Below are 23630 nucleotides of genomic sequence, written 5' to 3' on the forward strand. Positions count from 1 at the left end.
TGTGGATGCCTCAACGGCGGTGGCTATCCGGGGGGCGCGGTGTCGACCGGAACCCGGAGGCGTCCGGCGCTTGCCCCTGGCGGGCAGCACGGGGGCAAGGATGAACCGAAGGCACGCCTCAAGGGCGCGCGCGATAGAGTGGCGCACGGCGACAGAGCTCCCAAGGTGATGTCGTCTAGGCCCCGGGTGGTCGGAGTGTGTCCAGCACTCCGCCGGGGCCGAATTTTTTGTTGTGGGCGGAACGCTAGCACGGGCTACCGATCCGGTGGCAATAGCCCGTAGGTGCCTCGACGGCCTACTCGGTGGCAGGCATGAGGGATTCCGCATACGGCACACTCCACACTGTCGGGTGGGCGATTCCATGCCCGTGGTGGCCGTCCTCCCCGAACGCGTCGCCGTGGTCTGCGCACATCACCACAAGCCACGGACGCGCGCCCGGCATTGCATCTATGAGTCGCCCCAGTTCGGTGTCCGCGTAGGCGAGTGCCGCACACTGGCTTTCCCAGGAGTCTGCTGTTTCGCCCGGCAGATATCCGTAATGGGGGGTGTGCGTGGCGGAAACATTGAGGAACAGAAACAGCGGATTCTCCGGATTCTGTTCTGCGAGCACCTTCAAGGCTATGTCCACTTGATGGCGCGTGGAATCCTGGCAGTCGGTCCCTGTCTCCGGGGTCCAGTGACTTTCCTGGAAGAGTCCCGGGAGCACTCGGCCCAACTTCGTCTGATTCGAAAAGAACCCGACCCCACCGATGCACACCGTGCGGTAGCCCAGACCGGAGAAGCCACTTACGATGTCGGGTGAGTCAAAGACGAATGTTCGTTTCTTGATCGTGGTTCCGCGCATTGCGTGGCACGCAAACAGTCTGGCGGGTCGATCCGGCCCCGAGGGAACCGGGAGAAATCCCGAGAAGAACGCCGTATGCGCGGGGAGGGTGAAAGTCCCCTGAGTACGGCGTTCTTCCCAAAGTCCGTCCGGTAACAAGTTTTCCAGGTTCGGAGTCCGGCCAGCGTGGGTGGTTGCCCGAGCTACGTCGAAACGTAACGAGTCGAACGTGACGAAGAGAACGTTGTGGCTGCCGATGACCTCGTTCGCATTTATCACGGTGATCGCGTCCTTTCGACTCACCGGGCCGACACTGGCCCGATATCTATTTGTTGGGGTTCATGGTGTGAAACTCTCTGGGCAGGACAGCCCCGGAAGATCGGATTTCCTTGGATGCCTCTACTACGTCTTTCACGGTGTCGATGCCCCGCCAATAACCTGACAGCCTGTATCCGACAAGGCGCCCGTCTTTGGCGAGCTGTGGAAAGGTGCTGTCTTCGTGGTCGCCCTTGTCCGGGAGCATGGGCACGACGTCGGGGGCGAAAACGTAGATCCCCGCGTTGATCCAGTACGGCAATTCAGGAGACTGGACAAAGCCCCGAATCCGGTCGCCCTCATCCAGGTCCGCAACACCCCAGTTGGAGCGGTAGGGGGAGAGGGCGACGGTTACGGCCCCGTCGCTTTGCTCGTGGTACTCGGCCATGTCGGCGAGTGAGAATGCCGTGATCACGTCCCCGTTGAGAACGAAGAAAGGTGCGTCCCTGTCGGCAAGCCGGCCCGCTGCATACTTGAGGCCGCCGCCTCGCCCAAGAGGCTCGTCCTCAATCGCGTACCGGATTTCCACACCGAAGCGTGATCCGTTCCCTGCGTATTCGGAAATCATTTCGTGCTTGTACCCGCCGCTGATGGTCACGGACTTCACTCCGTGCTCAGCGAGCCACGCCAGTTGATAGCCAACGATCGGCGCACCGGCCACCGGGACCATAGCTTTGGGTGCGTCGTCGGTGTACGGGCGCATCCGGGTTGCTTGGCCGCCCGCCAGGATCAGAGCTTGCGTCACCAGGGTTGAGGTCATGTCCCGTCGTCCTTCGCCTTGTTGAGTGCCCGTGCGGCACTCGGTGAACGCATCCTCTCAGTGCGGGCCCGGTTAGGGGCGGACTTGCCCAACTGCCGCTGTCCTGATCAGTCGGACGGAGTCCGCCCCTCCGGTTCACCTCGTATGGGGAATCTGAGTTCTCCGAATACGAGGGGCTGATTTGGCCTTGCTATTCCCGCCGCGTCCCCGCAACGTAACGCCAGATTCTATGAGAACTCGGCGAGTGAATCCGTAAGACCTACCTATTTCTTCGGCCAGCGTTCGAATGCCCGCCCCGGACTCGTATTCCTTTTTCAGATCGGCCGCAACTTTTTCGCGCAACTCGCCGGTTACGCGCTTGTTCTTGGCTAACGCCTTCATGTGGCGCGTGTCTCTCGTGTCGAAATTGCAGGAAGTTCGGTCACTCGCTTTGCTCTGGGGGCGGCGCGGGAGTCGCTTTCTTGGCGGCGCGGCGCTGCGCACGGTTTCCGTTAGGGTCAGGCTGGGCCTTCGGCTTCGCCTTGAGCTGATTACCACCCAGTGTGAATTTTGGCTTTCCCATTGTTTCCTTGCTCGTGAAGGAGGGGCTAATCCGGCCGGACCATCCCCGCCGATTGGGGCGGCCGGATTAGCGTCGTACCCGCCCCTGCCGGTTTCGGACCGAAGGCTGGGGAGCCATGGAGTGAATCCGGCAGGGACGGAGTCATTTGATGGCGAGACAGGCCGGACAGTTCACGGCCCGCAACCACTCAGCGGCCTTGACGTTGGCCACGGGACAGACGGGATCCAACGTGAACCGCTGAGCGTCGTTCTTCTCCGGAATCATTCGGAGTTTGTGAACCGTCAGCAGGTCGTCCCCGACCGTTCCCGCCACAACAGTCGTGTGAGTGCTCGAATCCTGCATCAGCGCCAGCCCCGTCCCTGTCGCCGGTTCTCCCGCTGTACCAGGGGCCGGATGCGCTGCATGGTCGAGCTGTACGACCGGTCGTCGGCCTGGTCGTCTCCCTGGTCGATCGCCGGCCCTTGCCTGTCCTCGGCGTACCCCTCTCTCTGCTCCGGGCAGAGGTCTTCCATGTTCGGATTGCGCTGGTCGCCCATCGTCGCTCCGTCTCTGGAGTGATCCCGTTTCGTTCTAGGCAACGTGACGACGGCTCACGGCGCTACTGTTGTTACAGCGCCAGGACTTAAGACCCTTAAGAGCTACCCAGAGGGGGAGTTGGGGCCAGTGAGCACACCCGAGCCGAACACCGGGCTGGAGCGGCTGTACCGCGAGAGCGGGTGGACGCTGCGCCAACTCGCACAAGAGATCAACCGCATCGGTACCGAGCGGGGAACACCCCTCAAGTACCAGGAGCCGTCGGTACACCAGTGGTTGAAAGGCCACATGCCCAAAGAGAGCGTGCGACCACTAATTCTCGAAGCGTTTGCTCGGAGATTGGCGCGCCCCATCACGCATGCCGAGGCCGGATTCCCTGCACCTCCCAAGGAGTTAATTTCCCATCCGAGCACGGTGGATGGATTACTCGACTTGGGGAGGCAAGATATGGACCCGTCCCGCCGCAGCGTTATGGGTGCTGCTCTGTTCTCTGTCGCTCTCGCCGTTCCCAACTGGCCGGACGTGGTGGGCCGGATGGAAATGGTCGGTTCCGGTAAGCCGCTGCGCATAGGGATGGCCGATGTAGACATGGTCATCGCCATGACGGATCGAATCTCTGAACTCGATGATCAGTTCGGGGGCCGTCATGCCCGTCCAATGGCGGCTGCATTCTTGGTGAATACGGTTGCCCCGTACCTCCGGGCTGACGCTCCCGAACACGTCCGCAAGGCGATGATGTCGGCTGCATCCTTCCTCTCCTACCTGACTGGTTGGATGGCGGTAGATGAAGGTCTGCATGGCCTAGCCCAACGCTACTATCTCAAAGGGCTGGAATTGGCAGGGGCGAGTGCCGATCACTCGACCTACTGCCACATCTTGCGCGGCATGTCGGTGCAAGCGGCGGACCTGGGCCACGGCGCCCCCGCTGTACGTTTCGCCAACGCCTCTTCGGCTACTTCGCCCAAGTCGGGGCCACGCATGAGCGCATTCGTGTCGGGGCAGCAAGCGCACTCTTTTGCGATCGCTGGCGACCGCGTGAACGCGCTTAGAAGTATCCGTGAGACTGAGAGGTCAATGGAAAAGGCAGAGAGCGCAGCGGGCACATTTGGAGGCTACAACCCCGCTACCGTTGCCTATCACACTGCGCAAGTCCGGCATGCATTGGGTGATGTCGCAGGGAGTATTTCCTCTCTGCAACTTCATTTCAAACTGAGAGATGAAACGGATAGCCAAAGGTCGGAATTGCGTTTCAGTTCAATGCTCGCCGAGCGGCAACTAGAAATAGGACATCTAGAAGCCGCTTGCAATACGTGGAATAAGGTGCTCGATCGGCACTCTGCGATGCACTCGGATCGTCTTGACCGACACGTTGCGATGATCCCTTCTTTGCTGAATTCCTATCGCGCCAATTTGACGGCGCGCGAAACCCGCGAGCGCGCAATTCAAGCTCTCGTTTCATGAAAATATCCCGCACTCGCCGACCCGATTCGGGTAGCGAGTGCGGGATAATGGTGAAGTCAGTCCCAGATATCCGGGTCGTCATCATCGATGTCCGGCGCTGTGATCGCGCCGCGTGCGCTCGGCGAAAGCCCCAATTCGCGAATGTATCGGGCAAGCTGAGTCCGGTACTGTGCGGCAATGGTGGCCGCGCCGTTCTTCACTGTGCCTCGTTCGGCGGAAACCAAGAGTCCTCGTTCGGAAAGGTCCCGCTCGGCCTGGTCGATGCGGGCCACGCATACGCAGAGATCCTTAACGGTGGCGTGGTCCACCTCGCCGATACCGGCGGCGACTTCCAGCACGGGAACTACCCGCCGCCATTCTTCCGACGCGACTTCGCGGCATCGCACGTTCGCGGATTCGACTGCCCGATCGGGCGAGAACTTGAAGACTTCAATCCAGTTTGGTTCCGCGAGGACAGCGCGCGGAACTATCACCCCTTCTTTGATCGGCTTCTTTGAAGGGTTCCCTTCACGCATCCGCTTGACAGCGGACATCGGCCGGTAGCGGTCGGCCACATATTCTCCTTTCGAGGTCTGATTAGCACCGCCAAAAATGCCCGCAGCTTCGGCGAGAGTTTTTTGCCTCCCTGCCGTGCAATCTCGGCGGGGGTAGGGGGCCACCCGCCTGGTCAGAACGGCGGACGCTCACCCGATTCACGACGGGAGCGCGCTTCCGCAGCAAATCCACCAGGCTGTTTCCGTGCGGTCTCTCGGTTATGGCACGACGTGCACAGCGGACGGAGATTGCCGAACGCATCCGGATTCGCATCCCCCTGCGCAAGCAACTGCTTTCGTGACAGCGGGAAATGGTCTGCCACCGACGCGCCACGACCACACAACACACACCACGGATTGCGGTACAGGTAGGCGCGACGGACACGCGGCCAGCCCGGCCCGTACGCGCTCGTCCCTGGCGTCACGCGCTGCTTAGTCGCTTCCCGCTCATGAGCCGTGCAGCGGCCCCCCGTGGTCAACTCCGGGCATCCGGGGACAGAGCACGGGGGGCGTGGCTTACGCGGCACGGGGGCCGTTGGGCGGGATAGGAGGGGGATCGACAGGAGTTCCATCAGGAAGTCGGGGCGTGACGTCTATGAGCGTGAGCCGGCCCGGGGCATTCGGATTGCGCATTGACTGTACTCCGCGTGGCATCGGTGCCCCGCCATTCACCACCGGGAGACCAGTGGGGGAATCAGCCCACACGGGGCGCCCCATTTCGTCCCGAGGAAAGTACGGGTAATCCCCGTTCGGTCCGGGATCGAGAGCATCTGTCGCCATGTCATTCCGTCCCCGAAATGTAGGCTTCCCGCTTTTCGTCCAGTTCCCGACTGAACTCGGCGGCGAGTTCAGAGGCTTTCTTATCCGCATGCGAGAGGATGTCATCCAAGAGGCTTGCGTCGTACCAGCGCTGTTCCGGCACTGTCACTACCTCACCCAACGCCCTCTGCGCGCTCTCCGCTTTATCCAGTACGTGCCTGCGCTTGTGGCGTGCCGCACGATACTCGACAAAGGCAGCGAACCACGGTTCGTCGGACAAGACCTCATAGAACCTGGCATGCGCCGCGTCGCCGGAATGTGCCGCTTCATCGGCCCTTTCGCGCCACGTTTTGACAAACCCTCGGTTGTACACCGCAGCACGCTCCGCACGCCGCGCGGTTTCCGCTTCCTGAGCTTCCCTCAACTGCGCTTCGGCATCGGCCAGCGGGGCGGATACCTTTTCTGCCTGTGCGCGCAGCTTCGCGACCCGTTCCGCAGCCTTTTCGATCTCACTAGCCATGTTCACTTACCGCCCTTGCTCACGTCGCGCCCGTGTGCGGCCGCATTTGCCTTGTCGTTCTGGTAGTACCCGAGGCTCAACCGAACCGTCACGCCCATCTTTTCGAAGATTTCAGGGCGGGATTCCGCGAGCGCGGCGAGCTGTTCCATCTGCTCGTCCCGCTTCCACTCGTCGGCGCGGCTCTGTCCCCTGTCTCGCTTGCCGTCCAGGAATTCGGCGCGGCTGAGATATTCGTTCACGATCACTCCATGTGCGTTGTGTTCGGGCATGAAAAATCCCCCGAGACTTGTCAAGGGGGAAGAACTGGTCTTGCTATGCGGTTCGTTGCGCACGGCGCTGCCGGTAGTCGGCCTGTTTGCAGCAAGCGGAGCAGAACCGTCTAGGGCGTCCTCTGCCGGTCCAACCGGCGCTCTCACCGCAGTGGGTGTACCGGGCAGTCTTGCGGCCACCCGGATCGGGTGCGCGGTGCACGGGCAACGCTCGTTCCGGAAGTCGGGCACTCCGTCCGCCTGGTGCCCCCGTGTTGGGCGGGTGCGGGGTAGTCCCGCCCTCAGAGTCCAGTGGAGAGCGGAGGTTTCTCGAAGCGTCGAACCGTGGTGGTGTGCCGAACAGTGGTCCGGTCTCCTTTCTCTCTTATTTTTTCTACGTGTTCTTAAAAAATGGTGGAAACCGTCACTCCACCACTCTTCGTCTCGCTGTTGGTTCGGTTGGCCGAGGGCGAGTCGGCGGAGCCGCGAGGACGGGCAGCGGAGAGCCCTGGCGGTCCACGAGGGGCATGAGAAAGCCCCGGTGGCCGTGGGGCCGTCCGGGGCTGTCTCGGCCCTACAGGAGGCAGCTAGGCCGCTTCGGCGTAATCGTCCGCGTCCCCCTCAGGGGTCGCCCACTCGATCACCACACGCTCATCCCCGATGAAGCGTCCACCCTGCTTGCGCGCTTTGGACACCGAGATGCGGTCGATTCCCAGTGCCAGCAGATCACGGCGCATCGCAGCGTCCGCGGCCTGCCACGCTTCGAGTGCCCTGCCGTCCATCAGGAACGTGATGTCAACTCTGGAGCCACCGGACAGTTCCTTGACACGCTCCTCAGCGGCATCGACGCGCCCCTCCGCGTCGCGCTTCGCGGGAATCCGGTACTTGGCGGAACGCCCCGTGTAGAAACCCGCGTTGTCGTCGGCGTGGAACTTGTCGAGTGCCGCTTGAGCTGCCTTGAGCACCGCTTTGGCTTCCTGCAATTCGGCGGTCTCCTTGGGGCGCGTCAGCTGATGGAACCGCTCGGCGACCGCGATCATCAGTTCTTGATCGTCATCGTCAGCACCCCCAATTCGTTCGGCCCACATCTCGACCACGTACCTTTCCAGCGCGGTGCGTGTGGCCGAAGCGGGTTTGGTGCAAGCCCCGCCACCTGAATGGTTCTGGCAGCCGTACGAGTCGCCCTCAAGCTGCATGGCATAGCCGCAACCCCCGCAGCGGAGGATCCCCGTGAGGGGATGGACGCTGCGCCCGGGGCGGGGTGTGTTGGTGATGATCTGATGCCCGCTGAGCAGTCGACGGGCGAGCGCCGCGCTCTCTGCGGAAATCATCTGCGGCAGATACTTGCTTTCCACGCAGCGGACGCGTTCGCCGGCCTCGTTGAAGTAGGGGCTCGGGATCTTTCCCTGAGTGACCGTGAGCCATCCCTCGTACACCGGGTGGACGATAATGGCGCGGATCGCAGAACCGGTCCAATTCTTGCCGGTGGCAGACGCTATTCCTTCGGTGTTCAGTTTCCGGCTGAGGGCACGTGAACTCACCCCTCTGCCGATCTCGCGGAAGATTCTTACGACCACATCCCACGGGGCGATCTCCGCGCGCTCTTTGACACTGCACAAATACGGGGCAAGGTTCGGCCGCAGTCGGCGTGTGTCCGGATCGGCGACGAGACCGAACGGCGCACGCGCCAGCCAACGCCCCTCGTTCCGCTGCTTGTTCTTGGTCTGGCGAACGTTGTACGAAAGCCGCTGCGAATACTCGCGTGCGTTCTCCGCGCGGTCGATGATCCAACGACGGTCCCGCTCATCCATCGAGTCAAGACGCTCGTAATCAAAGATCACCCGCGCTTTGCCGAGGATCGGCACCACCGCTTCGGCACCCTTGCGGCTGAACCGGTCGAGCGCATAACACCAGAGCGCGGGCACTTCACCATTCAGCACGGCGTCCATGGCAGCGTCGTACTTCGGACGCTTCACATCGGACCACGCCGACAGGTTCTCTTTCCATACCTTGCGGACCCGGTAGCCGTTTTCGTCAGCCCATGCCCGGCCCCTTTCCTCCTGAGCCCGGATCGAGAGGGCCCTTTCCCCCTCGCGGACGATCTTCGACTTCCTGAGCAACAGATCCACACACGGCTTGGTGTCGCTAACACACCCCTCCACATGTGCTGTACGGAGCAAGGAATCCCCGTGACCCGCCCCAACCGGCTCTGCCGTCTGAGCTGTTCCCTCCCCCGCTGTGGAGGGCGAGGGCTTCCCGGCGCGCGTTGTGTTTCCGAGACCCTTCATGGTCTCTAGGGAGAGCGGTGGTTTCCCGGAGTCCGCTCCCAGTGCTCCGCCTGTAACGGTGTTGGCCCTAGTAGAGAGCGAAGGTTTTCCGCAGACCTCTTGAGCGCTCGTCTCTCTACCCTTACGAGAGAGCGTGGGTTTCCCGACGGAGCGATTCAGGGCGGCCGATGCCATGGTGTGTACCCCTTGTGACCTGCGGAAACGGTCCGCACCCGAGTAGGTCCCAGGGTGTTCGACCTACTCCGGGCCGCCCCCCTCAGCTGCACTTGCGGGGCCGGGGTGGGGGTCAAGGGTGAAGCGCAGCGCAGTCGGCGAAGCCGACGCGACGCAGGAGCGCCCTTGACGCCCACCCCGGCCCCGCGACAATCAACAACCAGGGCGGCCCCACCCCGCACACAACAACCCGGCCACCCCCGACTACCCCTCGGTCCTAACCCGCACCGAAAGACCCACCCCCACCCCCCACCTCCCCGAAGAACGCCGCGATGTCCCCCTCCATCAGTTCCGATTCCTCGTGCGCGCGGGAAAATGACCGCCTTTCGGCAGGTGCGTATATCGAGGCAGGTGGTATTTGCGCTCCCCCGCCGCACCCGCCAAGCGGGCTGTAACCCTCCCCGCCCCCACCGCCGGCCGCCCCCGCCCTCAGTCCGCCGTAGCCCGCGCCGGATCGTCCAGTGGCGTGCTCACCCGCAGCCACCGGTAGCCGTACGGTTCCAGCTCGACCCTGACCTTCCCGTCGTCCTCCCCGACCGTGACGTCGTCCTTCCCGAGCAGATCGGTCAGGACCGTCCCGGCCGGCAGGCGCGACGCCTCGGTCACCGCCGTCACCCGGCGGTCCGCGAAGTTGTGCAGGGCCAGGACGGCCCCGTCCCCGGTGGACGAGAGATGTGCCAGTACCGCGTCGTCACCCGCCGGGAGTATCTCGTGGGCACCCCAGGCCAGTTCGGGGCTCTCGCGGTAGCACTCCACCAGCCGCCGCACGCAGGCCAGTTGGGAGCCCGAGTCCTGGCGCTGGTCGTGCACATTGACCTTCGCCGGCCCGAACTCCCCCTCCACCAGCGGGTTGGGATAGTCGGCCGGATCCGCCGTGGAGAAGCCCGCCTTGTCGTCCCCCGTCCACTGCATGGGGGTACGGACCGCCTGCCGGCCCTCGGCGGCCAGGTTCTCGCCCATGCCGATCTCCTCACCGTAGAAGAGGACCGGCGTGCCGGGGAGGGTGAAGAGCAGGCTGTACGCCAGGTCCGTACGGCGGCGGTCGCCGTCGACCATCGGCGGGAGCCTGCGGCGCAGCCCCCGGTCGTACAGCTGCATGTCCTTCTCGGGTCCGAACGCGGCGAAGACCTCGGCCCGTTCGTCGTCGGAGAGCTTGTCGAGGGTCAGTTCGTCGTGGTTGCGGACGAACGTCGCCCAGTGGGCGTCCTTCGGCGGCTCCGGCCGGTCCCGGAGGGCCTGCGCCAGCGGCGTCGCGTCGCCGCGCGCCATCGACAGGTACATCTGCTGCATGCCGATGAAGTCGAAGCACATGGTGAGTTCGTCACCGCGCGAGGTGCCCGGCTCACCGAAGAAGCGCGCGGTGTCCTCGTACGGGAGGTTCACCTCGCCCAGCAGGATCGACTCACCGTCCCGGCGGCCCAGGAAGGCCCGCAGGTCGGCGAGGTACTCGTGCGGGTCGGGCAGTTCGTCGGGCTGTCCGTCGGTCTCCAGCAGGAACGGCACGGCGTCCACCCGGAAGCCGGACAGGCCGAGTTGGGTCCAGAAGCCCATGATGCGGGCTATCTCGTCCCGTACCTCGGGGTTGGCGACGTTGAGGTCCGGCTGCTGCTTGTAGAAGCGGTGCATGTAGTACTGCTCGGTGCCCTCGTCGTACTCCCAGACGCTCGTCTCGGCGTCCGGGAAGACCACGTCGTGCGGGCCGTCCTCGGGCGGCTCGTCGCGCCAGACGTACCAGTCGCGGTACGCGGAGTCCCGGCTCGACCGGGCGTCCTCGAACCAAGGGTGGTGCTCCGACGTGTGGTTGACGACCAGGTCGGCGATGACGCGGATGCCGCGGTCGCGCGCGGTGCGGACGAACTCGGTGAAGTCCCCGAGCGTGCCGAGCCTCGGGTCCACGGCGTAGAAGTCGGTGATGTCGTAGCCGTCGTCGCGCTCGCGCGTCGGATAGAACGGCATGAGCCAGACGCAGGTCACCCCCAGCCGGTCCAAGTGGTCGATGCGCTGGGTGAGTCCGGCGAAGTCGCCGCAGCCGTCGCCGTCGCTGTCCTGGTACGTCTCGACGTCCAGGCAGTAGACGACCGCGTCCTTCCACCACAGGTCGGAGGTACGGGTCAGCCTCATCGCGAAACCTCCTCGGGGGCGGTCTGCGCGACCGGGGCGGTCTCCGCGACGCGGGCGGTCTCCGCCACCGCCGGCGGTGGCTCCGTCACATCCAGCCTCGGCAGCACCTTCGCCCCGAACGCGTCGATGAACGCCTCCTGTTCCTGCCCGACGTGGTGCAGCATCACCGCGTCGAATCCGAGGTCGGCGTACTCCTGGAGCCAGGCGGCGTGTTGGCCGAGGTCCGCGGAGATCCGTACGGAGTCCGCCACCTGTTCGTCGCTCACGTGCTCGCTGACGACGTCGAACAGCTCAGCCGTGTCCAGGTCCCAACTCGCGGGCGGGCCATGGACGTTCGTACGCCACTGGTCGTGGGCGAGCGCGCGGGCCTCGTCGTCGGACGGGGCCCAGCTCAGGTGCGCCTGGAGGTACAGCGGTCCGGTTCCCCCGGCCGAGCGGTACGCGTCGGCGATGCGCCGCAGCTGCTCGTGCGGGGCGTTCACGGTGATCAGGCCGTCGGCCCAGTCCGCGCACCAGGCGGCGGTCGCCTCGCTGCACGCGGCGCCGAACAGCGGCGGGACGCTCTCGGGGCGGGTCCACAGCTTGGCCCGGTCCACGGTCACCAGCCCGTCGTGGCTCACCTCCTCGCCGCGCAGCAGCGCCCGGATGATGTCGACGCACTCGCGCAGCCGCGCGTTGCGCACGTCCTTGCGGGGCCAACGGTCCCCGGTGATGTGCTCGTTGGAGGCTTCGCCGCTGCCCAGCGCGGCCCAGAACCGGCCGGGGAACATCGCGCCGAGACTGCCGATCGCCTGGGCGATGACGGCGGGGTGGTAGCGCTGGCCGGGGGCGTTGACGACGCCGAACGGTACGCGTCCGGTGGCCTGGAGGGCCGCGCCCAACCACGACCAGGCAAAGCCGGATTCGCCCTGCCGGGCGCTCCAGGGGGAGAAGTGGTCCGAGCACATGGCGGCGGTGAAACCCGCCTCCTCCGCGTGCACGACCGCGTTCAACAGGTCGCCGGGAGGCACCTGTTCGTGCGAGGCGTGAAATCCGTAGACGGTCATACGACGCGGGTACCCGCCTCCCGGAGAGTAGTCGAGTGGCGGCGCGATGAGTTTTCCACCGGGCCGTCGTCACTGCCCTCGCTGCGGCCAAAATCGGTCGCGACAGGCTCAGTTGGATCCGAGTATCCGGTGAGTCCGAGTATCAGGCCGCCACCCGGTCGGCGAGAGTACGGCGGCGCAGCGTCGCGGTCTCCAGTGCCGGGGGCACGTACGCCTGGTCCAGCGCCCCGACGTCCGTGCCCGGCGGCACGATGGCGTCGATCCGGTCCAGGATCTCGTCGGAGAGGGTGACGTCCAGGCCGGCCAGCAGATCGTCCAGGTGAGCCATGGTCCGGGGACCGATGATGGCGCTGGTGACGCCGGGGTGGGCGATGGCGAACGCCGTGGCCAGGTGGGTCAGCGGCATGCCCGCTTCCTCGGCCACGGGAATGAGCCGCTCCACGACGTCGATACGGTGTTCGTCGGTGAGGTGCTTGAAGAGGCCCGCGCGGCGCAGCCCGTTCTCCTCGTTCTTGCGGACGCGGCCGGTGAGCAGCCCTTGGGCGAGCGGCCCCCACACCAGCGCGCCCATGCCGTACCGCTGCACCACGGGCAGCACCTCGCGCTCGATGCCGCGGTTGAGGAGGGAGTAGGCCGGCTGCTCGGTGCGGAAGCGCTCCAGGTTCCGGCGTTCGGCCACCCACTGCGCCTCGACGATGTCGGAGGCGGGGGTGTTGGAGGAGCCGATGGCGCGTACCTTTCCGGCGCGGATCAGGTCCGTGAGCGCGGAGAGGGTTTCCTCGACGTCGGTCGAGGGGTCGAGGCGGTGGATCTGGTAGAGGTCGATGTAGTCGGTCCGGAGCCGGCGCAGCGAGTTCTCGACGGCCGTGATGATCCAACGCCGGGACGCGCCCTGCTGGTTGGGGTCCTGGCCCATCGGGCGGCTGACCTTGGTGGTCAGTACGACGCGGTCGCGGCGCCCCTTGAGCGCCTTGCCGACCACGTCCTCGGAGTCGCCGTACGCGTCGGCGGTGTCGACGAAGTTGATGCCCGCGTCCAGCGCCTTGTGGATGACGCGGATCGAGTCGTCGTGATCGGCGTTGCCGATGGTGGAGGCGAACATCAGGGTGCCGAGGGCGTACGGGCTGACCTTGATGCCGGTGCGGCCCAGAGTGCGGTACTGCATGGGGACCCTCCTGGGGGTCGCGGAGAGCACATGTGGTGCTCGCTCTGTACTCTGTAGCTAAACGGAAAGCCTTTCCAGAACAGAACTATACGGAAAGCCTTTCCGGTTACGCAACCGGAGGAAGCAAGGGCCATGAATGCGAAGCCCGCACCCGAAAACCCCGCACCCGATACCCCCGCGCCGCCCCGCCGCATCCGCGCCGACGCGCAGCGCAACGTGGACGCCCTGATCAGCGCCGCGAGGACGGTCTTCGACACGTCCGGCGTCGACGCGCCCGCCAAGGAGATCGGCGATCTGGCCGGCGTCGGCGTCGGGACCCTCTACCGGCACTTCCCGCTGCGGTCGGACCTGGTCAAGGCGGTGGTGGAGACCGGCATCGACGCGTGCGCGGCGGCGGGGCCGCAGCTCAGCGCCGTACACGAGCCGTGGGAGGCGCTTACCGAGTGGCTGCGCCGCTTCACCGAGTTCCTGGGTACGAAACGGGGGCTGGCCCCGGCCCTCCACTCGGGCGATCCGGCCTACGCGGCCCTGCCCGGCTACTTCCTGGAGAAGGTCGGCCCCGCTCTGGCCGCCCTGCTGGACGCGGGGTCGGCGGCCGGAGTCGTACGGAAGGACATCAGTGCTCTCGACCTGATCCACGCCATCGCCAACCTGTGCGTACCGGTCCCCGGCCAGGGTCCGGAGTACAACCAGCGCATGGTCGCGGTCCTCGTAGACGGTCTGCGCCCCCCGCACCAGAACTCAACGCGCTGACGACCGGTCGAGCACGACGGCGCCGGTCTCCTCCGCGGCAGGGAGGCGGCCCGCGGCTCGGGCCGCCCCGGCAGGAGCAGGCACTGGGGGGTGGGGTGCGGGTTAGGGCCGAGGGGTAGCCGGGGGCACCCGGTCTTGTATTGGTCGACGTGGGGCCGCCCCGGTTGTTGATTGTCGCGGGGCCGGGGTGGGCGTCAAGGGCGCTCCTGCGGAGCGTCGGCTTCGCCGATTCCACTGCGTTCCACCCTTGACCCCCACCCCGGCCCCGCAAGTGCAGCTGAGGGGGGCGGCCCGGGGGAAGGTCCCCCGGGGGGCTTGTTTGTTGTTGGTGTTTCGTCGCGGGCCTCGGCTTTCGGCGTGGGTTTGCGCACGACTTGAATGGGGCGGTGGCGACTGGGCTTAGCGGCTGACGGCTGTCTGTTGGTGGGCGTGCAGGCACCGTGTCTGAGATTCGTGGTCAGCTGCGGGGGCCGGGCCGGGTTTCCTCGATCCCGGCGGCCAATATGCCCCATATGGTTGGGTTTTCAGGCCCGGTGGGGGTCTTCTTCCCGGGGTCTTGTGTCCTGTGTTTCGTTAAGGGGCTCTGACGACCCACATCCGGCCGGACGGGGCCGGACGGCCGTCCCGGCAATCACATTCCGCCCCACCGCCCACTCAGCTCGGGCATGGGGCCCGCGTGCGGGCCGGTGGGTGGCAGTCGGCCGCCAAGCAACCTACCCCACCGGGGGTTATGCCCCATTTGCCCTGACTTTGAGGACTCTTGAGAGCTCTTCCCACCCGGTCTTGTGTCCTGTGTTTCGTTAACGGGCTCTCAGAGCACACAACCCACCGAAACAGGCCCGACAACCCTCCCGCCCGGCCACCTGCGCCCCACCACCCACTCAGCCCAGACACGGTGCTTGCGCACCGGCCAACAGACGGCTTTGCAGTCGCCGAACCAAGACCGACTGCCCCATTCAAGTGGTGCGCAAACCCACGCCGAGAGCCGCAGCCCGCGACGAAACCCCAGGAACAGACAAGCCCCCCGGGGGACCTTTCCCCGGGCCGCCCCCCTCTGCCTGCACTTGCGGGTCCGGGCCGGGGGTCAAGGGTGGAACAAAGTGGAATCGGCGAAGCCGACGCTCCGCAGGAGCGCCCTTGACGCCCGGACCGGACCCGCGACAATCAACACCAAGGGGCGGCCCCACCCCGCACCACACAACCCGGCCACCCCCGACTACCCCTCGGTCCTAACCCGCACCCGCCCTCAACGGCAAGCAAGCCTCGGGCTCAACGGCACCAACCGCAGCCGCAGTTCCTCTGCCACGTCGAAGCGTAAGTACGGGTGAACCGTCCACTCGATCCACTGCTCCTGGTAGCTGAGCGAAAAACCGCAGGGCTCGTTACGGTGCAGCGCCGCGATCGCGCCCAGGCACCACCCGTCGTCAATCCAACTCAGCGCGCGGTGACGCTCGATGGGGGGCAAGGCGGACGCGAGGGAACGTACGGTGACCCGGATGTGGCGGATGGCCTCGGCGGGGTTGGTGGCGGAGTGCCGGGAGATCTGGGAAATGTCGTCGCCGTGCAGCGAGTCGTAGGTGGTCTGTTCGCACCAGAACGCGCGGGTGGCGGAGGGGTGGTCGTACATGGCGGGTATCTCCTGGCGTACCAGCGCGGGCCGGAGTTGACCCCTGCCCGCCGCCGGCATGAAGAACGGCGAGCAGAGGTCAACCCTTGTGTCCTCTCCCCAACTTCGCACGGGGGTAGGGAGAGTTGCGCCGGCTTCGAACACGCCCCTGCCGAGGAGCCCGCCGGAAGTGGCGACGCACAGCGACGGTAGCGTTACGCGGTGCCGCATGGCAAGTGTGCACCGGAGCATGTAGGCGCACTGGGATATGCCAAGAGCCCCCCACTCGGCGTGGGGGGCTCTTGTGGCAGGTGAAGGGGCCTACCGGGCGAAGTGGTCGAACTCGCCGGCTTTGACTCCCGCAACGAAGGCCGCAAACTTGCTACGGCTGGTGGTCGTAACAACGTTCGGGTCGTCACTCTCCCGCAGAAGGATTCCGCCGTCGAGTTCCGCTACCTCGACGCACTGTTCTCCCGCGTCGGAGAATGAGGACTTCTGCCAGTTGATCTCTCTGCTCATGCCTGGGTCTCTCACAGTTCTCGTGCGATGTGGTGGATGAAGCTGCGCGACTCAGCAGGCTCCAGGGAAGCCTGCTCGGCAAAGTCGAGCAACGTTCGATTCTTCTCCAACTCGGCTGCGGCATCCAGAAGGCGGCCGTCGTACGGGTTGTCGATGTGGACGGTGTCGAGCTGTGGAACGGCATAGCCCGCATAGAGCACAGTCTGTGTGAGCAGGAAGAAGTCCTCGTTGGCGAAGGGGACGACGCGGAGCATGATGTCCGGGCGTTCGGACATCTCCATGAGGTGTTCGAGCTGCTTGCGTGCGACCTTGCGTCCGCCCACCCGCATCCGGAGGGCCGCCTCGTGCACGATGGCCTCGACGTCCGGAGGATTCTCCCGGTCGAAGATCGACCGCCGTCTCATGCGGTGCTCGACGCGTGCCTCTACTTCCTCGGCGGGGAGTCGGGGGAGTGCGCTGTTGAAGACGGTCCGGGCGTAGTCCTCTGTTTGGAGAATGCCCGGGAAAGTGACCGGTTGCAGGTAACGAAGGTACTGCGCATGGTGTTCGAGCTCCGCGATGTTCAAGAAGCCGGGAGCAAGGACACCGCGATACTCGTCCCACCAATACTGCCCCCGATGCTCGCGCGCAATGCCACACAAAGCTTCGATCAACGCGCTGTCGTCGCAGGCATAGAAGATCGCCAGCGTACGAATGCGCTCTTCGCTGACGCCGATTCGGCCCGCCTCGATGTGGCTGATCTTGGCCTGGTCCGTGGAGAGCAGGCCGGCGGCCTCGCGAGCCGTTTTGCCCGCGCGTTCGCGTAGTTTCCGCAACTCCCCACCAAGGCGGGCCTGTCGGGCGGTCGGGTTGTCCCTTGGCGGCATGTCACCTTCCTCTGTCTGCGCACAGTCTCGCGCCTAACCGTGTCTGGGGTCCACCCGCGTCACCGATACGGGTGACATCCTTGCCTGGGGCATTAATGCCCCCCTACTCTGCCGGTGATGGCGTGCCACACGGACGCCCACCACCCCAAGCGCACCCGCGCACCCGCGCCACCGCGCGTCCCGCCACAACGTTGGGAGACGACAAGATGACCCTCACCGCCACAGCATTAGCTCCCCCACAAGGCGGCGAAACCTACCGCCTGGCCGTGCCCAACACGGCCTCCGCGCCGAAGATCGCCCGCGACTTCGTCGGTTCTGTCCTCCTGATCAGCAGGCACGATGTCCTGCTCGACGACGCGCAGTTGTGTGTGACCGAGGTGGTCACCAACGCACACCGGCACACCTGCACCCAGCTCATCCGGGTCACCGTGACGATCAACCGCAAGCAGGTCACCGTATCCGTCGCGGACGACAAGCCGTGGGCTCTGCCCGTACCTCAGAGGCCGCACCCCACGTGTCCTCCTCACCCCACGTACGAACGGTCCTCGGGCCAGGGGTTGTTGCTCGTGGAGACACTCGCGCACGCGTGGGGAGCGACCATCCACGGCGGCGCCTCGCCCACGACCAAGGCGGTCTGGTTCACCCTCACCAGGTCCGCTTCCGCATGACGGCGGCCGACGGCGGCGGCCCGTACTGGGACTTCCTCTTCATAGCGATCACGCTCGGGGTCACAGCCGCGGGCCTGGTCCTCACACCGAAGCCGGAACGCGAGCAGGACCCAGCCCCAGCCCCGGCCCCGGACGACCGACCGGATCCCCGTACGTGACGACTCGTACCACCAGCGATCGGGCATACAGGAGACCCATACAGAACAGAACACCGCGCCGACCCGGCCCCGAGGGGTCGGGCCGGCGCGATGGGGGCAGACGGTTGGTCAGGCCGTCTACCTCCGATCATCGAAAGAAAAGTCGAGGCGCGCCAGTACTTGGCGACTAGTCGCCAGGCGAAGGGCTGATCGCCGAGGGCACCACCGGCGACACCGGCGACACCGGTTCCACCTCCACGCGCTCCTCCACCCCAGCCACCACCCCGTCCTCCCCCTCCCCCTCCCCCTTCTCCTCGCCCAACCCCCGCATCAGCAACCAGTACCCCACCCCGGCCACCGTCCCCAGCACCGCACACGTCCCCCACAACCACTCCGCACCGAAGCGGTCGATCACGAAGCCGCCCACCAACGGGGCGACGAGGGCGGACGCGGCCCAGGACAGCGTGTACATGCCCTGGTAGCGGCCTCGGCCGTGCACCGGGGAGAGTCGTACCACCAGGCCCGTCTGGGTCGGCGCGTTGACGATCTCGGCCATGCTCCAGACGCAGACGGTCAGGGCGTAGACGGCGATCGAGTCCGCGAAGGCCGTCAGGCCGAAGCCGTACCCCGCGAGCAGCGACGACAGGATCAGCAGGCGGCGTGGGTCGCGGTGTTCGATGAAACGGGTGACCGGGATCTGCATCACGACGATCAGGACGCCGTTGACGGCGATCGCCAGCCCGTAGTCGGCGCTGGTGAACCCGTCCGTGCCCATGGCCACGGGGAGGGCCACGTACCCCTGCATGAAGATGAGCGAGACGAGAAAAGACAGCCCGACGACGCTCATGAACCGCCCGTCGCGCAGCACGGCCCCCATGCCGACATCCGTGACCACGGACGTCTGTACGGCGCTCTTCACCCGTACCGGCCGGGACTCCGGCAGCTTCAGGAAGACGACCACCGCACACGCGAACGTCAGCAGAGCCTCCCCGAGGAATCCGGCGAGATAGCTGTACTCGGCGACGAAGCCGGCCCCGGCGGAGGAGATGGCGAAGCCGAGGTTGATCGCCCAGTAGTTGAGGGAGAAGGCCCGGACGCGATCCTCGGGGCGGACGATGTCCGCCATCATCGCCTGGACCGCCGGCCGGGACGCGTTGGACGTCATCCCGACCAGGAACGCGACCCCCGCGATGGCCAGCGGATCGTGCATGAAGCCCAGCAGCGCGACCGACCCGGCCGTCGACGTCTGCGCGATCAGCATCGTCGGCCGCCGCCCGAGCCGGTCGGTCATCACCCCGGCGACGAGCGAGGAGACCACTCCGCCGAGGCCGTGGAGGGAGACGACGAGACCGGCGTACGAGGCCGAGTAGCCGCGGTCCATCGTGAGGTAGAGGGCCATGAAGGTGGCGACGAAGGCGCCGAGCCGGTTGACGAGGGTGCTCGTCCACAGCCACCAGAACTCCCGGGGCAGCCCCGAGACGGTCTCCCTGGTGGCACGCCGCAGCCCGGACACGATCGCGGTGGGACCGGTGACTGGCATGGACATCCCCCAGGGGCGGCGAAGAGGCAGGTGGTACGGGAGGTACGAGCGCGACCGGCCCCCAACCAGGTAAGCGTCTCATCACCTCCAGGCAACTTACAGACGCCCGCCGACCGAACGCCACCCAATACCCGGCGGCGTCCAAACCGAGACGGTCTCCGAACGCCCCTCCGAGGGGTCGATTAGGCTCTGCCTCATGGCCGACGCACCGTACAAACTGATCCTCCTCCGCCACGGCGAGAGCGAATGGAACGCCAAGAACCTGTTCACCGGCTGGGTGGACGTCAACCTCACGGAGAAGGGCGAGAAGGAGGCGGTGCGCGGCGGTGAGCTGCTCAAGGACGCCGGCCTGCTGCCCGACGTACTGCACACCTCCCTCCAGAAGCGCGCCATCCGCACCGCCCAGCTCGCGCTGGAGTCGGCGGACCGCTCCTGGATCCCCGTACAGCGCTCCTGGCGCCTGAACGAACGCCACTACGGTGCCCTCCAGGGCAAGGACAAGGCGCAGACGCTCGCCGAGTTCGGCGAGGAGCAGTTCATGCTCTGGCGCCGCTCGTACGACACCCCGCCGCCGGCCCTCGAGGACGGCACGGAGTTCTCGCAGAGCGCCGACCCGCGCTACGCGACGATCCCGAGCGAACTGCGCCCGCGGACGGAGTGCCTCAAGGACGTGGTGGAGCGCATGCTCCCATACTGGTACGACGGCATCGTCCCCGACCTCCTCGCAGGCCGCACAGTCCTGGTAGCGGCCCACGGCAACAGCCTCCGCGGCCTGGTCAAGCACCTGGACGGAATCTCGGACGCGGACATCGCGAGCCTGAACATCCCCACAGGCATCCCCCTGGTCTACGACCTGGACGCAGACTTCCACCCGACCAACCCGGGCGGCACGTACCTGGACGCGGACGCGGCGGCGGCAGCGATCGAAGCGGTCAAGAACCAAGGCAAGAAGAAGTAACCAGAGCTGGTCGGACAGGCCCTCTACCTTCGGCTTCTCCGCTGGTAGGGGGCTTGTTGCTGCGTTCATGTGGGTGGGCCGCAGGCAGCGCCGCACCGGGCGCAGCGTGATCGCCCCTGATGCGAGCTGGATGATCCGGAGTGGTTGATCACTGGCGCTGGTCTGCGCGGACAACCCGGGCGCCTTCCTCGGTACGGAGGAAGCACAGGCCGAGGGAGAGCTGGACAGTGCTGACCTTGGTGGGGGCGCTTCTTCGGCCACTTCTGACGTTTCTGCCGGCAGGGTCAGGCCAGCGTCGGGCGGTCGGCCAGCCGGGGGTTCCTTGGCTCAGATGCCCCGGTAGCGTCGCGACGCACTGCTACCGTCCCCGCATGACGCACTCGGGCTCCACTGCCAGCGCTGTTGACCTTCGAGTCGAGCCGGTGGACGAGCTTCTCGAACGTGTCGAGCGCGCCCTTCGGACGCGCTTGGATCCGGACACAGTAGTACGCAAGCGCCGGTCCGTCGGGGCCCGGACCGACCGCGACACCTGGGTACGAGTCGAGCGGCGCCCTCTCGGCAAGATCTCCGAGCAGGGGTGGAACGGTACGGAGAGCGCCGCTCGCCTCGAAGGCGTGGCCCGGCCGGCGTGGCAGGGGTGTGTGGTCTGGCGGGACCCGGACGAGCCGGTGATGTGGCGGGCCGACGAGACCGATCTCCTTCCCGGCAACCCGATCGGGACCGCCGTACTGAGCGAGGAGCCGGTGCTGTCCGAGGAGTGGTGGCGCGCCTTCGGAGCTTCCCTGGACGCCCTCACGCGGAACACGACCAGCAGGGTGGCCACCCCGGACACTGTCACGATCACACAGGCCGTGGTCACCGAGTCGATCCGGAGCGCGTTCCCCGAGGAGATCGACACGACCGTCGAACGGTGGGGACCGGCCCACGCCGACCTGAACTGGGCCAACATGAGCGCGCCGGTCTTCTCCCTCTTCGACTGGGAGGACTGGGGAAACGCCCCCCAGGGCCTCGACGCCGCGACACTCTGGGCCGCCTCGCTCGCCGTCCCCACTCTGGCCGACCGCGTACGGCGCGAGCGGCGCCACGACTTCGAGAGCCGGGACGGCAAGCTGATGACGCTCTTCGTATGCTCGAAAATCCTCGGACCGCACGCGCACCCGGAAGACCCTCGTATCGACCCCGCCCGGCGCATGTCACGGCAGTTCACCGCCGACCTTCAGGCGGGCTGACCGCGCAACCGCTCCCTCAGGAGGCCGCGGTACTCGCGGATCGCCCGCTCATCTGCCTCGGCTGCCAGAGCGTCGACCAGTTCACCCAGATGAGTCGGATCGTTCGTGCCGACAGCCACCGTACCGACACAAGGGAGGCAGTACGAGGCACGAAAGGCCGCCTGGATACGGGAGAACGTGTCACCGCCACGGAGGAAGATCCTGGGATCGATTCGCCCCCACACCGAGGCACCCGTACTTCCGTCGAAGGGACTCATACCCCACACTCGACCGCGGTCGAGGTCCCAGGCCTTGGCGAGGGCTTCCACGGTGTCGAGCGTTCTGATACCGACCAGCAGCCCGGCTCGCCCCATGAGGACCGATGGCTTCGGTGCGGACGGATCGACCAGGTCGACCAGCGGTAGCGGGTCCCAGGTAGCAACGCCCCAAGCACCGCACAACCCCTTCGAGGTGGCGTCGTCCAAGGCGGCGCACGCTTGGGTCAGCGCGTCCCGTCCATGGCCGCCCCCGTCGCGGAGGGACTGTTCAGGGTTGTGGAGAAACACCACGTCAGGCTCTCGCCCCAGGTCCCCGGCGGCTTTTTCCACGGCCTTGTACAGCCGTGCCCCGTCCAGGGAATGCTCCGACTGCTTTGTCCCGGGGAAATAACCCACCTTTGTGGAGACCGTGAGCCTCGGCAGGAGGTCACCGGCCACTCGTGCCAGGACGGTGTGCGAGCGGAAGCCGAGGTAGTTGGTGCTCGTATCGATCGCGGCGACGCCGAGATCCAGCGCGCCCGTCAGGAGATGGCGTTCGTGACGAGACCTGTGTAGCCCGAGGACAACTCGGGGGTAAGCACCGCGCACAGCTCCTCCTTCACCAGGATTTCGGCTACCTCCGCCACTTCGGCCCCGACCACGGAGGCCGCCCCGGCCGGCGAGACGGGCGCTCCGCTCAGCAGGAGCCGCAGGGAGGGCAGCGCCTTGGCCATGAAGGTCAGCTTCTTCCCCGAGCCCAGGACATCGACGGTCTCGCCGTTCTCCTCCATCCGCGGAGGGAAGTGCGTGGTGCACACCACGGTGTCGAGCGATCCGAAGACGTTGAGGAAGGGGACCTGCCGAGGAAGCGGCATCGCCTGCTCGTACGCGGACAGGAAGTCGGCCGGAGGACGCTCGGTGATCAGCTGAGTAGCGGTCTCCATCAGGGCATGGAATGCCGCCCCATCACGACGGTTCAAGTCGTGCCGGAAGATCTCTTTCTCGCGGCACCAGTCGCCCAACCACGCCAGCCAGCTCGCTCCGGTGCGCTTGGTGATTCCGAACGTGACGTGGAGGCTCTTCCCTGACCCGTGGCCGTTGCGGGTCGCCTGGTGCCAGTGACCACGGGGGATGTGCATCACGTCACCAGCCTTCATCACCCCGGACCACAGGATCTCTTCGCTCGGGATGTCGTTGGAATCGGCGTCCCGGTACAGGGGCACGGCCCGGGAGGTATGACGGACCTCCCAGCCCTTCTCGCCCGCCAACTGGACGATCAGCACATCGTGGTCGTCCCAGTGCAGCGGGAAACCCGACGCCTCGTTCGTCGTCAGATAGGAGTTGACCTGAACGCGCTCGTGCGACCACCACTGCAGTGCCCGGCAGGCGACCTCCATCGTCGGGTCGAAGAGATTGGCCTGGTCGAGGATCACTGTGGCCCCCTCTTCCAACAGACGCCCGAGGCTGAGCATGTTCACCATGGGGATGCTCTGCCCCCGAGGGCTGACGCTGTCGGTGAAGTAGACGGCAGGGTGTACTTCCTCGCTCTCCTGGAAGACTCGGAACTGCGGGCGATTCAGGCTTCGGCGCATCACGATGTCGAGCAGGCGGTTCGGGGTGAGTAAGCGAGAGATCAGATCCGGGTCGTTGACGCTTCCCCTTACGAAGCCTTTGCCGAGTTCGCCCGCGCCGTTCCACCCGAGCGCCGTTTCGATGGCGCTGATCAACCGGTGTTCCATCATTTCCTCCTCGTGAGATCGGCTGACAGGG

General features: G+C 66.0%; 22 protein-coding genes. 5 read left to right on the plus strand and 17 right to left on the minus strand.

What is annotated here, in order from left to right:
* Positions 1-295: 295 nt before the first annotated feature.
* The 4 genes from ACIODU_RS23650 to ACIODU_RS23665 form a co-directional block, all read right to left on the minus strand.
* Positions 296-1126, minus strand: a complete 831-nt coding sequence (locus tag ACIODU_RS23650) for an STM4013/SEN3800 family hydrolase (protein ID WP_401769782.1) — start codon at positions 1124-1126, stop codon at positions 296-298.
* 22 nt (positions 1127-1148) lie between these two features.
* The gene (locus tag ACIODU_RS23655; RefSeq protein ID WP_401769783.1) at positions 1149-1898 is read right to left on the minus strand and encodes an NDP-sugar synthase; all 750 of its coding nucleotides are present in this window, start codon (positions 1896-1898) and stop codon (positions 1149-1151) included.
* Positions 1899-2033: 135 nt separating this feature from the next.
* Positions 2034-2279 carry a helix-turn-helix domain-containing protein gene (locus ACIODU_RS23660; protein WP_401769784.1) on the minus strand — a complete coding sequence of 82 codons (246 nt, stop codon included), beginning with the start codon at positions 2277-2279 and terminating at the stop codon, positions 2034-2036.
* Between the two features lie 522 nt (positions 2280-2801).
* Positions 2802-2996, minus strand: a complete 195-nt coding sequence (locus ACIODU_RS23665; protein ID WP_401769785.1) for a hypothetical protein — start codon at positions 2994-2996, stop codon at positions 2802-2804.
* Between the two features lie 127 nt (positions 2997-3123).
* On the opposite strand from ACIODU_RS23665, the gene ACIODU_RS23670 reads away from it, so the two are divergent.
* Positions 3124-4455: a tetratricopeptide repeat protein gene (locus tag ACIODU_RS23670; RefSeq protein WP_401769786.1), complete on the plus strand. Its 1332-nt coding sequence runs from the start codon at positions 3124-3126 to the stop codon at positions 4453-4455.
* A 56-nt stretch (positions 4456-4511) separates the two neighbouring features.
* Here the strand turns inward: ACIODU_RS23670 and ACIODU_RS23675 are convergent, their stop codons facing one another.
* The 7 genes from ACIODU_RS23675 to ACIODU_RS23705 all read right to left on the minus strand — a co-directional run bounded on the left by ACIODU_RS23675 (position 4512) and on the right by ACIODU_RS23705 (position 13348).
* Positions 4512-5009: a P27 family phage terminase small subunit gene (locus tag ACIODU_RS23675; RefSeq protein ID WP_401769787.1), complete on the minus strand. Its 498-nt coding sequence runs from the start codon at positions 5007-5009 to the stop codon at positions 4512-4514.
* A gap of 760 nt (positions 5010-5769) precedes the next feature.
* The gene (locus ACIODU_RS23680; protein ID WP_401769788.1) at positions 5770-6267 is read right to left on the minus strand and encodes a hypothetical protein; all 498 of its coding nucleotides are present in this window, start codon (positions 6265-6267) and stop codon (positions 5770-5772) included.
* A gap of 2 nt (positions 6268-6269) precedes the next feature.
* Positions 6270-6506, minus strand: a complete 237-nt coding sequence (locus ACIODU_RS23685; protein ID WP_401769789.1) for a hypothetical protein — start codon at positions 6504-6506, stop codon at positions 6270-6272.
* A 596-nt stretch (positions 6507-7102) separates the two neighbouring features.
* The gene (locus ACIODU_RS23690) at positions 7103-8644 is read right to left on the minus strand and encodes a recombinase family protein (protein WP_401769790.1); all 1542 of its coding nucleotides are present in this window, start codon (positions 8642-8644) and stop codon (positions 7103-7105) included.
* 801 nt (positions 8645-9445) lie between these two features.
* The gene (locus ACIODU_RS23695; protein WP_401769791.1) at positions 9446-11137 is read right to left on the minus strand and encodes an alpha-amylase family protein; all 1692 of its coding nucleotides are present in this window, start codon (positions 11135-11137) and stop codon (positions 9446-9448) included.
* The gene (locus tag ACIODU_RS23700; RefSeq protein ID WP_401769792.1) at positions 11134-12183 is read right to left on the minus strand and encodes a TIGR03885 family FMN-dependent LLM class oxidoreductase; all 1050 of its coding nucleotides are present in this window, start codon (positions 12181-12183) and stop codon (positions 11134-11136) included. The genes ACIODU_RS23695 and ACIODU_RS23700 overlap by 4 nt, the downstream gene beginning before the upstream one ends.
* Positions 12184-12325: 142 nt before the next feature.
* The gene (locus tag ACIODU_RS23705) at positions 12326-13348 is read right to left on the minus strand and encodes an aldo/keto reductase (protein ID WP_401769793.1); all 1023 of its coding nucleotides are present in this window, start codon (positions 13346-13348) and stop codon (positions 12326-12328) included.
* 132 nt (positions 13349-13480) lie between these two features.
* Here ACIODU_RS23705 and ACIODU_RS23710 point away from each other — a divergent pair, with 132 nt between their 5' ends.
* Positions 13481-14101: a TetR/AcrR family transcriptional regulator gene (locus tag ACIODU_RS23710; RefSeq protein WP_401769794.1), complete on the plus strand. Its 621-nt coding sequence runs from the start codon at positions 13481-13483 to the stop codon at positions 14099-14101.
* Positions 14102-15347: 1246 nt separating this feature from the next.
* Here the strand turns inward: ACIODU_RS23710 and ACIODU_RS23715 are convergent.
* The 3 genes from ACIODU_RS23715 to ACIODU_RS23725 all read right to left on the minus strand — a co-directional run bounded on the left by ACIODU_RS23715 (position 15348) and on the right by ACIODU_RS23725 (position 17092).
* Positions 15348-15728 (minus strand): hypothetical protein, encoded by a 381-nt coding sequence (locus ACIODU_RS23715; protein ID WP_401769795.1) that lies wholly within the window; start codon positions 15726-15728, stop codon positions 15348-15350.
* 300 nt (positions 15729-16028) lie between these two features.
* On the minus strand, positions 16029-16226 hold the full coding sequence (locus ACIODU_RS23720; protein ID WP_401769796.1) for a DUF397 domain-containing protein: 198 nt from the start codon (positions 16224-16226) through the stop codon (positions 16029-16031).
* Between the two features lie 11 nt (positions 16227-16237).
* The gene (locus ACIODU_RS23725) at positions 16238-17092 is read right to left on the minus strand and encodes a helix-turn-helix transcriptional regulator (RefSeq protein WP_161309269.1); all 855 of its coding nucleotides are present in this window, start codon (positions 17090-17092) and stop codon (positions 16238-16240) included.
* A 206-nt stretch (positions 17093-17298) separates the two neighbouring features.
* Between ACIODU_RS23725 and ACIODU_RS23730 the strand changes: the two genes are divergently transcribed.
* Positions 17299-17760, plus strand: coding sequence for an ATP-binding protein (locus tag ACIODU_RS23730; protein WP_401769797.1), 462 nt, complete (start codon positions 17299-17301; stop codon positions 17758-17760).
* A 324-nt stretch (positions 17761-18084) separates the two neighbouring features.
* On the opposite strand, the gene ACIODU_RS23735 is transcribed toward ACIODU_RS23730, so the two are convergent.
* The gene (locus tag ACIODU_RS23735) at positions 18085-19437 is read right to left on the minus strand and encodes an MDR family MFS transporter (protein ID WP_401769798.1); all 1353 of its coding nucleotides are present in this window, start codon (positions 19435-19437) and stop codon (positions 18085-18087) included.
* A 196-nt stretch (positions 19438-19633) separates the two neighbouring features.
* Between ACIODU_RS23735 and ACIODU_RS23740 the strand changes: the two genes are divergently transcribed.
* Complete coding sequence (locus tag ACIODU_RS23740; RefSeq protein WP_401769799.1) at positions 19634-20395, plus strand: phosphoglyceromutase; 762 nt, start codon at positions 19634-19636, stop codon at positions 20393-20395.
* Between the two features lie 371 nt (positions 20396-20766).
* Positions 20767-21624: a hypothetical protein gene (locus ACIODU_RS23745; protein WP_401769800.1), complete on the plus strand. Its 858-nt coding sequence runs from the start codon at positions 20767-20769 to the stop codon at positions 21622-21624.
* Here ACIODU_RS23745 and ACIODU_RS23750 read toward each other — a convergent pair.
* Entirely contained in the window at positions 21612-22469 is an 858-nt protein-coding gene (locus ACIODU_RS23750) for an aldo/keto reductase (protein ID WP_401769801.1), read from the minus strand. The genes ACIODU_RS23745 and ACIODU_RS23750 overlap by 13 nt on opposite strands.
* Positions 22403-23599 carry a JmjC domain-containing protein gene (locus ACIODU_RS23755; RefSeq protein ID WP_401769802.1) on the minus strand — a complete coding sequence of 399 codons (1197 nt, stop codon included), beginning with the start codon at positions 23597-23599 and terminating at the stop codon, positions 22403-22405. The genes ACIODU_RS23750 and ACIODU_RS23755 overlap by 67 nt, the downstream gene beginning before the upstream one ends.
* Positions 23600-23630: the final 31 nt, after the last annotated feature.

The organism is Streptomyces sp. NPDC088261 (assembly GCF_044740805.1).
Lineage (GTDB): Bacteria > Actinomycetota > Actinomycetes > Streptomycetales > Streptomycetaceae > Streptomyces.